Below are 14,279 nucleotides of genomic sequence, written 5' to 3' on the forward strand. Positions count from 1 at the left end.
AAAAATCTCGGCCCGTTGCCGGGCTCTTGCGTTATCAATGCCGCGCGTGCGCTGGCGGTTCCGCCTTAGCGGCCTTTCCAGTTCGCTGCGCGCTTTTCTACGAAAGCTGACATGCCTTCGGACTTGTCCTGCGTAGCCGTCAGGATCTGGAACAGGCGGCGTTCGTGCGTCAGGCCTTGTGCCAGCGTTGTTTCGAATGCGGCGTCGACCAGTTCCTTGTTCACCATCGCGGCCATGGGCGGCATGGAGGCAATGGCCTCGGCTGCGCTCATGGCTTCGTCCATCAGCTGATCATGCGGCACGATGCGCGCGACAAGACCTGCACGCTCTGCTTCGGCGGCGTCCATCATGCGGCCTGTGAGGCACAAATCCATCGCCTTGGACTTGCCCACGGCGCGGGTCAGGCGCTGGCTGCCGCCCATGCCCGGTGCAACGCCCAGCTTGATTTCGGGCTGGCCGAATTTCGCGTTTTCCGAAGCGATGATGAAATCAGCCATCATGGCAAGTTCACACCCGCCGCCCAGCGCAAAGCCGTTCACCGCCGCGATCCATGGCTTGCGGGTTTTCGCTGTCATCTCGTTCCAGCCGGAGAAGAAATCTTCGAGGAAGAAATCCGCCGCCTGCTTGTCGACCATTTCCTTGATGTCGGCGCCTGCTGCAAAGGCCTTTTCGCCTGATCCGGTGACGACTGCGCAGTGTTGGCTATCGTCTGCTTCGAAAGCAGCGAAAGCCTGCTGCAGTTCGTTCAGCACGGTGGTGTTCAGTGCGTTCAGGGCGTCGGGCCGGTTCAGTGTGATGAGCGTGACTGCGCCCTTCGTTTCGCTGGTGATTGTCTCAAACGCCATGTTACTCTCCGCTCGGATGAATGTTTTCGCAGCTACAATCATGTTGCGGCCCTTGGTGCAAGCACAGTGGTGAGCACAGTGGTGAGCACAGTGGCCGCAAAGACCATCGCCAATTGCGGCTCAAACGCCTATCGCATCGCCAAACGAGGAGAATTGAGCATGACGACCGGGACCGATGAACTGCAATATAGCGTGGTGGACAATATCGCACGCATCACGCTGAATGCGCCGGACAAGCTGAACTCTCTCGCACCAGCAATGCTCACCGGTCTGGTCGCCGCGATTGCGCAGGCGCATGAGGATGGCGCGCGCTGTATCGTGATCACCGGAACAGGCCGCGCATTCTGCACCGGTGCGCGGCTGGACCCGTCTTTTGCGGGCGATGGCGATCTGGGCGCAGTGATTGAAAAGTATTACGACCCTGCAGCGCGGGCGATGGCAGATAGCGATATTCCGATTGTCACTTCTTTGAATGGCATTGCGGCGGGCGCGGGCCTTGGATTTGCCCTGTCTGGCGATATCGTGATTGCTGCGCGCTCGGCACAGTTGCTTTGCGCTTTTGCGCGGATTGGCCTTGTGCCGGATGCTGGCACCACGTGGATGCTTGCGCAATCGGTTGGCCGGGCGAAAGCGCTCGAAATGATGCTGCTGGCCGAGGAAATGAGCGCCGAAGATGCGGCGGCGCAGGGGCTGATCGCGCGCGTCGTTGATGACGAGGCGCTTGAGGCAGAAACGGCGAAGGTGGCCGCAAAGCTCGCCGCCATGCCGACCAAGGCGCTGGGCATGATCCGCAAGCAGGTGCGCGCTACTCTCGAAGGCGATCTGGAGAATTCACTCGCGGCAGAACGCGGCCATCAGACGATCGCAGGCAAGACGCATGATTTCCGCGAAGGCGTGATGGCCTTCATCCAGAAACGCCTGCCCAGCTTCAAGGGCGAGTAGGGATTCCGGGGGCAAGTAGGCGAAGCTATTCCAGCTCGAGAATAACCGCGTCCACCACCAGCGTTTCGCCTTCGGCGGCGTTGATGACGGCGACCGTGCCAGCCTTTTCGGCGCGCAGGATGTTCTCCATCTTCATGGCCTCAACTGTCGCAAGCGGCTGCCCGGCTTCCACCGCAGCGCCTGCTTCGACGTGCAGTTTCACCAGCAGGCCGGGCATCGGGCACAGCAGCAGCTTGGAGGTATCAGGCGGCACCTTTTCGATCATGTGACCGGCATGGGTGGCCAGCCGCGCTTCCAGCACGCGAACATCATGCTGCGCCCCGCGCGTGGTCATGTGATAGCCGAGCAACCGCCTGTTTAGCCTGATGCCATAGGTGCCGAGCGGAGCGTCATCTTCTCCCGCACCGTTTGCAAACAGCGCGACATCCACCATCCGATCCCCCGGCGTGTAGTTGAACTCGAGCGTCACTTGCTCGCCATCAACCATGATGCCGTCCTCCCCCAGAACAACCTCGTGATCGATGTCACCGATGCGCACGGTCCAGTCTCCCGGCGGGGGGAGCGGTCCGTCGAGCTGGTCCGTAACGCGGCGCGCGCGGTCGGCATCAGCAGTCGCGATGATGCCTGCAACCGCTGCCAACACTGACATAGTGCGCTCGCTGGCAGGCGCGCCTTCGAAGCCCTCGGGATATTCCTCCGCGATAAAGCCGGTCGTGATGTCGCCGCTGCGGAAGCGCGGATGCTGCATCAATGCCGAGAGGAAATCGACATTGTGGCCGAGCCCTTCCAGCACCACGCGGTCCAGCGCCTGCACCTGCAAATCGGCAGCTTCGTCGCGGGTTTCGCCCCATGTTACCAGCTTGGCGATCATCGGGTCGTAAAAGATCGAAACCTCGCCGCCTTCCTGCACCCCTGAATCGACGCGAACGCCGCCTATACCGCGCAAGTCGCCGTCCCAGCTTTCCACCGGAGTGGAATATCGCACCAGCCGCCCGGTTGAGGGCAAGAATCCGCGATAAGGATCTTCGGCGTAGATGCGCGTTTCCATGGACCAGCCGTCAATGCCGATATCGTCCTGCGTCATTTCCAGTTTTTCACCCGCCGCAACACGGATCATCTGTTCGACCAGATCAATGCCGGTGATGGCTTCGGTAACGGGATGCTCCACCTGCAGACGGGTGTTCATTTCGAGGAAGAAGAAGCTCTCGCCCGTCGGGTCCGCCCCGCTGACAATCAGCTCTACCGTGCCAGCCGAATGGTATCCCACGGCCTGCGACAACGCGACGGCCTGCTCGCCCATCTTGCGGCGCATTTCCGGCGTGACGAAGGGCGAAGGCGCTTCTTCCACCACCTTCTGGTGGCGGCGCTGGATGCTGCATTCGCGCTCATTCAGATACAGCACATTGCCGTGCTTATCGCCCAGCACCTGAATTTCGATATGGCGCGGATCGAGGATGAATTTCTCGATAAAAACGCGGTCGTCGCCAAAAGAATTAAGCCCTTCGCGCTTGGTTGCCTCGAACCCGTCCTTCACGTCCTGATCGTTCCACGCAAGCCGCATGCCCTTGCCGCCGCCGCCCGCGCTGGCCTTCATCATCACCGGATAGCCGATGTCGTTCGAGACGGTCAGCGCTTCCTCGGTTGTGTCGATAGCATCTTCTGATCCGGGGACGGTGTTGACGCCTGCTGCCTTGGCGAGCTTCTTGGATTCAATCTTGTCGCCCATCGCCGCGATGGCACCCGCAGGCGGGCCGATAAATTCGATCCCTTCCTTGGCAAGCGCCTCCACAAAACTGGCCCGCTCGGATAGAAAGCCATAGCCGGGATGCACCGCCTCTGCGCCGGTCTGCTTGCAGGCGGCGATGATCTTTTCAGGCAGCAGATAGGATTCGCTGGCAGGCGCTGGCCCGATATGCACCGCCTCATCCGCCATCTGCACAAAAGGCGCGCGCGCATCAGCATCAGAATAGACCGCAACCGTGGCAATGCCCATACGCCGCGCCGTCTTGATAACCCGGCACGCGATTTCGCCGCGATTGGCGATGAGGATTTTTTTGAACATTATTCGGCGGCCCCTTGTTGAGCACACGGGACGGTGAAGCCCCATTCGGGTTCGAAGTCATAGCCGGTCGGCAGCAGGTACTGCAGCACTGTCGGTGTCAGGGTGTGATAGGCGGTAGCGTGGGTCAGGTCAGGCGTGGCGAGAAGGCATGCGCCCTCGCCAGCGGCGGCAGCGACCATTTCTATCGGCTCCTGCGTGTCTGGCCCTTCGTTGGAATAGCTGACCAGTAGCCTCCCCCGCGCATTGCCATCGGCAAGCGCAGCGGTGGCCGAACGCGCCAGCGCCTGACCGTCCCACCACAGGCTGGGATTGATCGCGCCGTATCCGTCAAACAGCTCCGGCTCGGTGAGCCACGTCTCGACGATAAACAGTCCGGCAAGCGATTCCCCGATGACCGCATTCATGCCATTGGTCCGGTAATTCGCCTCGATCAGCGGCTTGACCTCGTCCCGGACAAAGGCGCGGAAGCTGGCGGCATTGCCTGCCGTCGGAAAGGCCTCGCGCTCCTCCGCAGTGCCCGGCGTGCCGATCAGTTCCGCGCGCCTGTCCCGCGTGGTGATCCCGACCACAATGGCAGGCTGCGAGCGGCCCCAAAGCGCATTGAGCGCCGATGTACCACTGACGTGCAGGAAGTCCTGATCCATCCCGCCGTCGATCAGGTAGAGAACGGGATAGCTTTCCTCACCCTCGCCATAACCTTGCGGTAAATAGACGTTGATCGCGCGTGCTGTTTCTTCACCGCCATAGCTGACGAGATGTGACCGCCCGATCGTGATCGGGGTGCCAGCATCCTGAGCCGCCGCCGGGACGGCGAGAGCGAGGGCGGCTATCATTAGAAGGATGTTCCTGAACATCAAATCCCCGCCAGCGCCTGTTCCAGGTCGGCGATGATATCGTCCACGTGCTCAATGCCCACTGAAATACGCACCACATCCGGCCCTGCACCGGCTGCCACCAGCTCATCTTCCGAAAGCTGGCTGTGGGTGGTGGACGCGGGATGGATGATAAGGCTGCGCGTATCGCCGATATTGGCAAGGTGGCTGAACAGCTCCACCGATTGCACCAGCTTCACGCCCGCCTCATATCCGCCTTCCAGCCCGAAGGTGAACACGGCACCGCCCTTCCCGCCAAGGTATTTGTCGGCCAGCGGCTTGTACGCATTATCGGGCAGTCCAGCGTAGGAAACCCACGCGATCTTCTCGTGACTCTCCAGCCATTTGGCGACGCTAAGCGCATTGTCGCAATGCCGCTCCATTCGCAGCGCCAGCGTTTCCATGCCCGTCAGCGCAAGGAAAGCGTTTTGCGGCGCCATCGCCGGGCCAAGATCGCGCAGGCCCAACACGCGGCAAGCGATGATGAAGGCGATGGGGCCAATCGGCTCCAAAGCATCGACCAGCACCGCGCCGTGATACGAACCGTTCGGCTCGGTAAGGCTGGGGAATTTTGATCCTTGTGCCTTCCAGTCGAATTTTCCCGAATCCACGATCACCCCGCCAACGGCATTACCGTGACCATTGAGGAATTTGGTGGTCGAATGCGTCACAATATCCGCGCCGTGTTCAAACGGACGGCACAGCGCGGGGCTGGCCATGGTATTGTCCACGATCAGCGGCACGCCGCCTGCGTGGGCAACATCGGCAATGGCCTGAATGTCGCTGACCACGCCGCCCGGATTGGCAAGGCTTTCAATAAACACGCAGCGCGTCTTGTCATCCATCGCCGCGCGGATATTTTCCGGATCATCGGCATCGACAAAGCGCGTTTCCCAGCCAAACTTGCGGAAGCTTTCGCCCATCTGGTTGAGCGATCCGCCATACAGCTTCTTCGCCGCGACGATATTGCAGCCCGGCTCCATCAGCGTGAAGAACGCCAGCAATTGCGCTGCATGGCCCGATGCCACCGCCAGCGCGCCCACCCCGCCTTCCAGCGCGGCGATCTTCTGCTCCAGCGCATCGTTCGTCGGGTTCATGATGCGCGAGTAGATGTTGCCGAATTCCTTCAGCGCAAACAGGTTCGCAGCATGCTCTGCATCGTTGAAGACGTAGCTTGCCGTCTGATAGATCGGCGTGATCCGCGCATTTGTGGCGGGGTCAGGCTGCTGGCCAGCGTGAATGGTGAGCGTTTCGATTTTGTGAGTCATTGGGTCAAACCTTGTTGTGCGAATATGCGGGCGCTGCGGGCGTTATTTGTCTGCGGAATTCCATAGCCGATTCATCGCCCATGCCCAGACCAGCATCAGCACGAGGGCAAGGAGCCACAGAACATTCTCATACCAGCTCGGGCTAGCAAAAACGCGGCCTGCCTCGGTGCGCAGATCGAGCTGATCCGACGCGGACTTTCCCGCAAGGCAGGATGTGGGCAGCAGCACAATAGTAATGAACGCCATGCGGAGTTTGTGGCGGGTTGTCACTCAGCCGCCTCCATCTCTTCACCGGCAGGCGGCATATTGTGGCCGAGCAGGCGCAGCACATCGGCCACGGCTTCGACCACATTGGTGCCGGGGCCGTAGATGCCCTGCACGCCGGCTTTCTTCAGGAAATCATAGTCCTGCGGCGGGATGACGCCGCCTGCCACCACCTTGATATCGGCGCGGCCTGCATCGCGCAGGTGCTGGATCATTTCAGGGATCAGCGTCTTGTGGCCTGCTGCCAGAGAGCTGGCGCCTACTGCATCCACATCTTGCTCTATTGCCATTTTCGCGGTTTCTTCGGGCGTCTGGAACAACGGGCCGGACAGCACTTCAAAACCCATGTCGGCAAAGGCACTTGCGATCACATTCGCGCCGCGATCATGCCCGTCCTGGCCCATTTTCGCGACCAGAATGCGCGGCTTATGCTCCAGCCTGCGGGCCACGGCTTCCACTCCGGCAACCACCTGCGCAAAACGCGCGTCGCCCTCGTATGCAGCGGCGTAAACACCCTTCACCGGGGTCGGCACGGTTTCGTAGCGGCCAAAGGCGGCTTCCATCGCGGACGAGATTTCACCCAGCGTCGCATCGGCGCGGGCGGCCTCTACGGCAAGCGCCAGCAGATTGGTCTCGCTCAGCCCTTCCAGCCGTGCGATCTGCGAGGGTGGCAGTGGCACTCCGTTTTCGTCGCGGCCCTTCTCGGCCTCTGCCCTGGCATCCGCCGGATCGGTACGCGAACCACGGGTCAGTGCAGCCAGAGCGACCTTTACCGCTTCCTCGTCCCGTTCCCGACGGACGCGTTCGAGGCGCTTTACCTGCGACTGGCGCACGGCGTGATTGTCGATGTCGAGCGTGTCGATTTCGTCTTCGGTCTCGCGGCGATATTTGTTCACACCCACGATCACGGTTTCGCCCTTGTCAACGCTTGCCTGTTTTGCGGCGGCGGCGCTTTCGATGGCGGCCTTGGGCTTGCCGCTGGCGACATAGACGGTCATCCCGCCCGCTTCGTCCACCTCGGCAATCAGCTCGCGCGCTTTTTGCGTAATCTCGGCGGTCAGCGCCTCGATATAATAGCTGCCGCCCAGCGGATCGGCAACGTTGCACACGCCGCTTTCCTCTTGCAGGATCAGCTGCGTGTTGCGGGCGATGCGGGCGGAGAAATCGGTCGGCAAAGCGATGGCTTCATCCAGCGCATTGGTGTGGAGCGATTGCGTGCCGCCAAGCACGGCAGACAGCGCCTCCAGCGTGGTCCGGATGACGTTGTTATAGGGGTCCTGCTCCTGCAGGCTCACACCCGAAGTCTGGCAATGTGTGCGCAGCATTTTGGATTTCGGGTTCTGCGCGCCAAGCTCCGTCATGACATCGTGCCACAAAGTGCGCGCAGCGCGCATCTTGGCGATTTCCATGAAAAAGTTCATGCCGATGCCCCAGAAGAAGCTGAGGCGCGGAGCGAAGGCATCTATATCCAGCCCCGCTTCTATGGCGCGGGTCGCATATTCCTTGCCGTCCGCGATGGTGAAGGCCAGTTCCTGCACTGCCGTCGCCCCGGCTTCATGCATGTGATAGCCGCTGATCGAAATGCTGTTGAATTTTGGCATATTGGCAGAGGTGTAGGCGATAATATCCGACACGATCCGCATGCTGGGCGCAGGCGGATAGATGTAGGTGTTGCGGACCATGAATTCTTTCAGAATGTCGTTCTGGATCGTGCCGCTGAGCTTGTCCTGCGAAACGGCCGCACGCTCTGCCGCCACGATATAGAACGCCAGCACCGGCAGCACCGCGCCGTTCATCGTCATGGACACGCTCATTGTATCGAGCGGGATCTGGTCAAACAGGATTTCCATGTCGCGCACGGTATCAATCGCCACGCCCGCCTTGCCGACATCGCCGACAACGCGCGGGTGATCGCTGTCATAACCGCGATGGGTGGCGAGATCGAAGGCGACGCTCAGGCCCTTCTGGCCCGCCGCCAGATTGCGGCGGTAAAAGGCGTTCGATTCCTCGGCGGTGGAGAAGCCCGCATATTGCCGGATCGTCCACGGGCGGCCCGTGTACATGCTGGCGTAGGGACCGCGCGTGAAGGGTTCAAAGCCGGGCAATCCAGGATCGGTCGGCGCGTCTTCTGCCGTATAGAGCGGCTGCACGGCGATGCCTTCGGGCGTGTGCCACGTCAGGTCACGGCCCTTCACTTCTTGGGCTGCGCGGTCCTGCCAGTCGGCTTTGGTCGATTTGGTCATATTGGGTTCCAGTGCGCGGCGCGGGTCAATTCGACCAATGCGCCCCTTCCTTCGGCGTTTCCATGATTTCGGTCAGCTGGCCCATCATGTCCTTGGGGTGGAGGAAGAAGATCGGCGTGCCGTGCGCGCCAATGCGGGTGGGGCCGAGGATACGCTTGCCCTGCTCCTCGAACCACTTTCGCGCATCCTCGATGTCCTCGACTTCGAAACAAATGTGATGCTGCCCACCCAATGGGTTCTTGGCGAGGAAACCGGCGATGGGAGAACTATCGGACAAAGGCTCGATCAGCTCGATTTGCGTGCCGTTCATTCCGCTGTCCGTGGGCGTGTCGACGAAGCAGACTTTCACGCCCTGAGCTTCGAGATCGAACGGTTCGTGGATTTTGGTCGCGCCCATCGTACCGCGAAAATGTGCGACGGATTCCGCGATGGAGGGAGTGGCGATACCGATGTGGTTGAGACGTCCTAGTTTCATTTTAGCCTCGGTATGTTTTGAGCTACTTCCGCTCGCAAGTTCCGCACAAATTTGCGAGTTTCTTCATTTTGAGAGCTAACCATCACGGCGGTAAGTGCTTTTATACGATCGCCACCATCCGAAGATTTCAATGCGCCATCTAGATCCTTGGTTACAGAACTAGACACTACTGCACATCGTTCTTCGTAACCTTCGACTGTTGGCATAGCTTCAGGAAAATATATTCCCACAAGCATTCTGATCCTTCCGAGATCTGGCAAGGGTGATGGAGGGACATTCTTTTCGGCGAGGTTCCGGAACACCGCTATGTTTGCAGAGTGAGATTCGGCAACCATTCGGTCCAATTCATCAAACAATTCAGCGGCTTTCTCGCGAATGAGTTGTGAATCCTCTCTTTCGGCTCGCCATTTCTCATGCTTCCTCTGGAAGAATGGTGCTACCAGAGCTCCCGCAAGGGTTAGCAGGCCTCCCACCAAGACTGGTACAATGGCTTCCATCACAACGGCATATTATCATGTTTCTTCCACGGGTTCTCGAGGTTCTTGTTCCGCAGCTTCCGCAGCCCCAGAGCAATCCGCCGCCGCGTTGAATGCGGGTGGATCACTTCATCGATATAACCGCGTGAAGCCGCCACAAACGGATTGGCGAAGCGGTCTTCATATTCCTTCGTTTTCTCGGCGATCTTCTCCGCATCGCCGCGTTCGCCCCGAAAGATAATCTCCACCGCGCCCTTCGCGCCCATCACCGCGATTTCTGCCGTGGGCCATGCGTAGTTGAGATCACCGCGAAGGTGCTTACTCGCCATCACATCATACGCGCCGCCGTACGCCTTGCGGGTGATGACGGTGATCTTGGGCACGGTCGCCTCACCATAAGCAAACAGCAGTTTCGCGCCGTGCTTGATAATGCCGTTATGCTCCTGCGCCGTGCCGGGGAGGAAGCCGGGCACATCCACAAACGTCACAATCGGAATGGAGAAGGCATCGCAGAACCGTACGAAACGCGCAGCCTTGCGGCTGGCGTTGATATCCAGCACGCCCGCCAGCACCATCGGCTGATTGGCGACGAAGCCCACCGGGCTCCCTTCGATGCGGCCAAAGCCGGTGATGATGTTCGCGCCGTGGGCGGGCTGAATTTCAAAGAACGTCCCCTCGTCCACCACCTTCGCGATCAGTTCATGCATGTCATACGGCATGTTCGCATTGGCGGGGATCAGCATGTCGAGGCTGTCCTCCTGCCGGTCCCACGGATCGTCGGTGGGCAGCACGGGCAGTTCGGACTGGTTGCTGGCGGGCAGGAAGCCCATCAGATCACGCGCCGCGATCAGCGTTTCGATGTCGTTTTCCAGCGCGAGATCGGCCACGCTGGTCTTCGTGGTATGCACCACTGCCCCGCCGAGTTCTTCCTGCGTGACTTCTTCATTGGTGACCGTCTTCACCACTTCGGGGCCGGTCACGAACATGTAGCTGCTGTCTTTCACCATGAAGATGAAATCGGTCATCGCGGGTGAATACACCGCACCGCCCGCGCATGGTCCCATGATCAGGCTGAGTTGCGGGATCACGCCCGATGCCAGCACGTTTTTCTGGAACACGTCGGCATATCCGCCAAGACTGGCCACGCCTTCCTGAATACGCGCGCCGCCGCTGTCGTTGAGGCCGATAACCGGCGCACCGACCTTCATCGCCATGTCCATCACCTTGCAGATTTTCTCCGCATGACGTTTGGAAAGGGAGCCGCCGAAGACGGTGAAATCCTGGCTGAAGACATAGACCAACCGCCCGTTGATCGTACCGCTGCCGGTGACAACGCCGTCGCCCGGAATTTTCTGGTCCTGCATCCCGAAATCGATGCAGTCATGCTCGACGTAAGTATCAAGCTCTTCAAAGCTGCCTTCATCCAGCAGCACATCAAGCCGTTCGCGCGCGGTCAGCTTGCCCTTGGCATGCTGGGCATCGATACGCTTCTGCCCGCCGCCCATCAGGGCAGCGTCGCGGCGGCGTTCCATTTCGGCAATATTGGCAGACATTGGCGCTCCTCTTTTATGAAGAGGCCGTTGCACGGGACGCGTTTACAGTCAATTCGGGTGGATGAGTGGCAACCGGTGTCGGTAAAAATTCTGCCACAAAAGGTGGTGAGCCCTGCTGGGTTCGAACCAGCGACCTACTGATTAAAAGTCAGTTGCTCTACCGACTGAGCTAAGGGCCCGAGAGATAATCTCTCTGCGGCGCGTCACCTAGGCATCGGGCGGGTGGCGGTCAAGCTTGGTTTGCGTGTCTGAGTCGATGACGACGATTTTCAGGACTTGCAGCGGGCCTTATTCGCGATACGGTTGCGCTACCAAAACAACAACCGAGAGAGTCGATGATACCTGTTCAAATTAGCACCCCCGCCCTGATCACCGCGCTGTTTCTGGCGAGCGCAGCACCCGCCGCCGCGCAGGATGCAGCCGCTGCCGAACAGCGTAATACCGCGGGCCTGCCTACCCATCTTCACGCCATCGATCAGATGCTGCCGGGCGGGCTGATGAATGATCCCACCGATCTTGTCTGGGACACATACGGCACTCATCTGACCCGTGAATTTATCGTGGACGAGGCCTATCCCGGTGGCGGTGCGGCCTTGCGAGTCATGATTGCACAGCCGGGCGAAGTATATTCCGGCGGGCTGAATATTCCCCTGCTGGCACCTGTCGTTTCCGGAGATCAATTGACGATAGGCTTTTTCGCGCGGACGATCTCAAGCGCGTCTGCAGACGGCCAGGGCAGGGTACAGGTGCGCTTCCAGCAAAACCGGGAGCCGTATCCCGGCTTTGGCGAAGAACTCGTCTCGATCGGTCCAGAATGGGGTTTTTACGAAGTCACCGCCCAGGCCGATCGCGGCTTTAGGAACGATGCCATTGTCGCCCTGCAATTTGGCTTGCAGCGGCAGACAGTTGAAATCGGGCAGGCAATTGTGGTGAGCGGGACGACCTACATCGTTGATTAGGCTTTGCGCTTCCATCTAGAGAGGCGGGCCGCGGTTTGGCGGATCGTCAGTCCGGTAAGCGGATCTCTCCAGAGCGGCGCGATTTGCGCTGCGGGACCAAGCACGAAACTGCGTTCCCGGTACAGCGGGTGCGGGATGATCAGCTCTGGTGCGGCAAAAATCCCGCCGCTCCACAGCACGATATCAAGATCCAGCGTACGGGCCTGCCATCGCTGCCCCCGGCGCACGCGCCCGAGCATTGCCTCTGTATCCTGCAGGACATTCAGCAGGCTGCGCGGATTAAGCCTGCTTTGGAGGAGCAGCGCAGCATTGGCATATTGCCGCTGCGACGGGCCAACAGGTGCGCTGGCCGTAATGGCGGAGCAGGCGGTAACCTCGCCAAGGGTTTCGTGCAGCAGTTCCATCGCCAGCGCTACTATGTCGCGCGGTCTGCCAAACAGCGGATGGCGCTGATTGCTGCCGATTGCGATCAGATAGGTGTGATCGTCACGCGCGGTGCCGTATCCCGTCTGCCTGGCTGATGAGCGCGGCAGGGCGATCAGATGTCCTCCGCAATGCGGCCATAAAGCTGCGGTCGGCGGTCGCGGAAGAAGCCCCAGCTGGCACGGTGCTGGCGGGCGGCATCAAGGTCCAGCTCTGCCACCAGAACGCCGGTTTCCGCCGCGCCGTATTCGGCCAGTATATCGCCCCACTCGTCGGCGATGAAGCTGTGGCCGTAGAAGCTGGTGCCATCACCCGCGCCGCCTTCATGGCCGATGCGGTTGGCGGCAACCACCGGCATGCAATTGCTGACCGCATGACCGATCATGGCGCGGCGCCACATGCGGCTGGTATCCATCTCCGCATCCTTCGGCTCGCTACCGATGGCCGTGGGATAGAACAGGACCTGAGCGCCCTTTAGCGCTAGCACGCGCGCGGTTTCGGGATACCACTGGTCCCAGCAGATGCCGATACCAATGCGCGCGCCAAAAACATCCCACACCTTGAACCCGTCATTGCCGGGGCGGAAATAGAACTTCTCTTCATATCCCGGCCCGTCAGGGATGTGGCTTTTGCGATAAGTGCCCATGATGTCCCCATCGGGGCCGATCATTGCGAGCGTGTTGTAATAGTGATGCCCGTCCCGTTCAAAGAAGCTGGTCGGGATCGCCACGCCCAGTTTCGCCGCGAGCGCCTGCATGGCGATAACGGAGGGATGCTCCGCCGTCGGACATGCCAGAGCGAAAAATTCGTCCTTCTCCTCGCGGCAGAAATACGGGCCTGAAAACAATTCCGGCGGCAGGATGACCTGCGCGCCTTTGCCGGCGGCTTCCTCTATCAAAGAGGAGACCGCCGCGATGTTTTCCGCCTCGTCATCCGAGCCTAAGGCAAGCTGCAGCGCGGCGGTTTTCAGTTTTGTCATGCCTGGCAATTACTGGGGAGCCTATTGCTCCACAAGTGCGAAATCGACCTGCACAGTGACCGCACTGGTCGTTTGTCCGGGCATGATGGTGGCGGACACTCCTGCTTGCTCTTCCGGCGCAATAGCAAGATTGACAGGCGGCGGCGGTGCCACTGGCGGCGGCGGAGTGCGGCTATAGCTGGCTGCGTCCACCGCCGTGGCTTGCGCGCCGGAGAAGTAGCGGCCACCTTGCGATCCGCCTGCATCGCGAATGTACAGCACACGGCTGACTTCCATTCCCGCTGCCTGGGCGTAGGCTTCTGCGCGGGCTAGTGCTGCGGCATAGGCGTTGGAATAGGCGGTGTTGGCGGCAGCTTCCGGATCGGAAAGGCGCAGTTCCGGGCCGGACACGATATTTGCGCCCACGCCGGTTACCGCAGTTACCGCAGCGCCCGCCTTTTCGATATCGCGCACCCTTACAGTCAGCGTGTTGAACGCCTGGAATTGGCCCCGCCGGTCGCCCCAATCGATGCGCTGGACATTGACTGCGCTGGTCTGGATATCTTCTTCAGCCACGCCCAGTTCGCGTAAAGCAGCGACAATTGCGTCGATATCCTGCTGCGTTTCGGCAGAGGCATCGGCGGCATTGCGCGCCCAATTCTGCACACCTGCCTGAAAACGCGCCTCGTCGGGGCGCATGTCAGCCTGCCCGGTTGCGCTGACCGAAAGCAGCGTCTCGCTCTTCTCGACGCCGCGCGGATCGTAAACCGTATCTCCGCAGGCCGTTAATGACAGCGCGCACAGGGCAAGTGAAAAGTTACGATAATTCATAGCGATGCTCCTAATGTAATAATATCACATTAGGAGCATCGAGGTTACACTATGTCAATTGATGTATATCAACCTGACAGCGCTTATCTGCGCTGCCCAGATCGGGGC

The 14,279-nt window shown here is 60.2% G+C and carries 15 protein-coding genes and 1 tRNA gene; 3 read left to right on the forward strand and 13 right to left on the reverse strand.

The annotated features are described in order from the left end of the window. Positions 1-65: 65 nt before the first annotated feature. Positions 66-845, reverse strand: coding sequence for an enoyl-CoA hydratase-related protein (locus tag AB731_RS00640; RefSeq protein ID WP_047092852.1), 780 nt, complete (start codon positions 843-845; stop codon positions 66-68). Between the two features lie 159 nt (positions 846-1,004). Between AB731_RS00640 and AB731_RS00645 the strand changes: the two genes are divergently transcribed. After that, complete coding sequence (locus AB731_RS00645; RefSeq protein WP_047093195.1) at positions 1,005-1,787, forward strand: enoyl-CoA hydratase-related protein; 783 nt, start codon at positions 1,005-1,007, stop codon at positions 1,785-1,787. A gap of 25 nt (positions 1,788-1,812) precedes the next feature. On the opposite strand, the gene AB731_RS00650 is transcribed toward AB731_RS00645, so the two are convergent. The 9 genes from AB731_RS00650 to AB731_RS00690 all read right to left on the reverse strand — a co-directional run bounded on the left by AB731_RS00650 (position 1,813) and on the right by AB731_RS00690 (position 11,179). Then, positions 1,813-3,849: an acetyl-CoA carboxylase biotin carboxylase subunit gene (locus AB731_RS00650; RefSeq protein WP_047092851.1), complete on the reverse strand. Its 2,037-nt coding sequence runs from the start codon at positions 3,847-3,849 to the stop codon at positions 1,813-1,815. Next, complete coding sequence (locus tag AB731_RS00655; RefSeq protein ID WP_231638794.1) at positions 3,849-4,682, reverse strand: alpha/beta hydrolase; 834 nt, start codon at positions 4,680-4,682, stop codon at positions 3,849-3,851. Before AB731_RS00655 ends, AB731_RS00650 begins: the two co-directional genes overlap by 1 nt. 20 nt (positions 4,683-4,702) lie before the next feature. Further along, the gene (locus AB731_RS00660; protein ID WP_047092849.1) at positions 4,703-5,989 is read right to left on the reverse strand and encodes an O-acetylhomoserine aminocarboxypropyltransferase; all 1,287 of its coding nucleotides are present in this window, start codon (positions 5,987-5,989) and stop codon (positions 4,703-4,705) included. A 42-nt stretch (positions 5,990-6,031) separates the two neighbouring features. Then, complete coding sequence (locus AB731_RS00665; RefSeq protein WP_156172341.1) at positions 6,032-6,259, reverse strand: hypothetical protein; 228 nt, start codon at positions 6,257-6,259, stop codon at positions 6,032-6,034. Further along, entirely contained in the window at positions 6,256-8,496 is a 2,241-nt protein-coding gene (gene scpA / locus AB731_RS00670) for a methylmalonyl-CoA mutase (protein WP_047092847.1), read from the reverse strand. Before scpA ends, AB731_RS00665 begins: the two co-directional genes overlap by 4 nt. Positions 8,497-8,521: 25 nt before the next feature. Continuing rightward, on the reverse strand, positions 8,522-8,971 hold the full coding sequence (gene mce, locus AB731_RS00675; RefSeq protein WP_047092846.1) for a methylmalonyl-CoA epimerase: 450 nt from the start codon (positions 8,969-8,971) through the stop codon (positions 8,522-8,524). Then, positions 8,968-9,468 (reverse strand): hypothetical protein, encoded by a 501-nt coding sequence (locus AB731_RS00680; RefSeq protein WP_047092845.1) that lies wholly within the window; start codon positions 9,466-9,468, stop codon positions 8,968-8,970. The genes mce and AB731_RS00680 overlap by 4 nt, the downstream gene beginning before the upstream one ends. Continuing rightward, complete coding sequence (locus AB731_RS00685) at positions 9,468-11,000, reverse strand: acyl-CoA carboxylase subunit beta (RefSeq protein ID WP_047092844.1); 1,533 nt, start codon at positions 10,998-11,000, stop codon at positions 9,468-9,470. Before AB731_RS00685 ends, AB731_RS00680 begins: the two co-directional genes overlap by 1 nt. Before the next feature lie 103 nt (positions 11,001-11,103). Beyond that, positions 11,104-11,179 (reverse strand) — tRNA-Lys (locus AB731_RS00690). 156 nt (positions 11,180-11,335) lie between these two features. Here AB731_RS00690 and AB731_RS00695 point away from each other — a divergent pair. Beyond that, the gene (locus AB731_RS00695) at positions 11,336-11,959 is read left to right on the forward strand and encodes a hypothetical protein (RefSeq protein WP_047092843.1); all 624 of its coding nucleotides are present in this window, start codon (positions 11,336-11,338) and stop codon (positions 11,957-11,959) included. On the opposite strand, the gene folK is transcribed toward AB731_RS00695, so the two are convergent. Beyond that, the gene (folK, locus tag AB731_RS00700) at positions 11,956-12,399 is read right to left on the reverse strand and encodes a 2-amino-4-hydroxy-6-hydroxymethyldihydropteridine diphosphokinase (RefSeq protein ID WP_231638858.1); all 444 of its coding nucleotides are present in this window, start codon (positions 12,397-12,399) and stop codon (positions 11,956-11,958) included. The genes AB731_RS00695 and folK overlap by 4 nt on opposite strands. On the opposite strand from folK, the gene AB731_RS14260 reads away from it, so the two are divergent. Continuing rightward, positions 12,349-12,480, forward strand: coding sequence for a hypothetical protein (locus AB731_RS14260; protein WP_269429492.1), 132 nt, complete (start codon positions 12,349-12,351; stop codon positions 12,478-12,480). The genes folK and AB731_RS14260 overlap by 51 nt on opposite strands. A 17-nt stretch (positions 12,481-12,497) precedes the next feature. Here AB731_RS14260 and aguB read toward each other — a convergent pair whose 3' ends face one another. Both aguB and AB731_RS00710 read right to left on the reverse strand, forming a co-directional pair. Beyond that, a complete protein-coding gene (gene aguB, locus AB731_RS00705) occupies positions 12,498-13,361 on the reverse strand; it encodes an N-carbamoylputrescine amidase (RefSeq protein ID WP_047092841.1) in 864 nt (287 codons plus the stop codon). A 21-nt stretch (positions 13,362-13,382) separates the two neighbouring features. Beyond that, on the reverse strand, positions 13,383-14,171 hold the full coding sequence (locus AB731_RS00710) for an SIMPL domain-containing protein (RefSeq protein ID WP_047092840.1): 789 nt from the start codon (positions 14,169-14,171) through the stop codon (positions 13,383-13,385). Positions 14,172-14,279 lie beyond the last annotated feature (108 nt).

Source organism: Aurantiacibacter marinus (genome assembly GCF_001021555.1).
Taxonomy (GTDB): Bacteria; Pseudomonadota; Alphaproteobacteria; order Sphingomonadales; family Sphingomonadaceae; genus Alteraurantiacibacter; species Alteraurantiacibacter marinus.

Excerpts from the sequence above, each read along its gene's own strand:
- AB731_RS00650 (WP_047092851.1), bottom strand. The coding sequence starts at position 3,849 with ATGTTCAAAAAAATCCTCATCGCCAATCGCGGCGAAATCGCGTGCCGG.
- mce (WP_047092846.1), bottom strand. The coding sequence starts at position 8,971 with ATGAAACTAGGACGTCTCAACCACATCGGTATCGCCACTCCCTCCATC.
- AB731_RS00645 (WP_047093195.1), top strand. The coding sequence starts at position 1,005 with ATGACGACCGGGACCGATGAACTGCAATATAGCGTGGTGGACAATATC.
- aguB (WP_047092841.1), bottom strand. The coding sequence starts at position 13,361 with ATGACAAAACTGAAAACCGCCGCGCTGCAGCTTGCCTTAGGCTCGGAT.
- AB731_RS00710 (WP_047092840.1), bottom strand. The coding sequence starts at position 14,171 with ATGAATTATCGTAACTTTTCACTTGCCCTGTGCGCGCTGTCATTAACG.
- AB731_RS00640 (WP_047092852.1), bottom strand. The coding sequence starts at position 845 with ATGGCGTTTGAGACAATCACCAGCGAAACGAAGGGCGCAGTCACGCTC.
- AB731_RS00695 (WP_047092843.1), top strand. The coding sequence starts at position 11,336 with ATGATACCTGTTCAAATTAGCACCCCCGCCCTGATCACCGCGCTGTTT.
- AB731_RS00655 (WP_231638794.1), bottom strand. The coding sequence starts at position 4,682 with ATGATAGCCGCCCTCGCTCTCGCCGTCCCGGCGGCGGCTCAGGATGCT.
- AB731_RS00685 (WP_047092844.1), bottom strand. The coding sequence starts at position 11,000 with ATGTCTGCCAATATTGCCGAAATGGAACGCCGCCGCGACGCTGCCCTG.
- AB731_RS00660 (WP_047092849.1), bottom strand. The coding sequence starts at position 5,989 with ATGACTCACAAAATCGAAACGCTCACCATTCACGCTGGCCAGCAGCCT.
- AB731_RS00680 (WP_047092845.1), bottom strand. The coding sequence starts at position 9,468 with ATGGAAGCCATTGTACCAGTCTTGGTGGGAGGCCTGCTAACCCTTGCG.
- scpA (WP_047092847.1), bottom strand. The coding sequence starts at position 8,496 with ATGACCAAATCGACCAAAGCCGACTGGCAGGACCGCGCAGCCCAAGAA.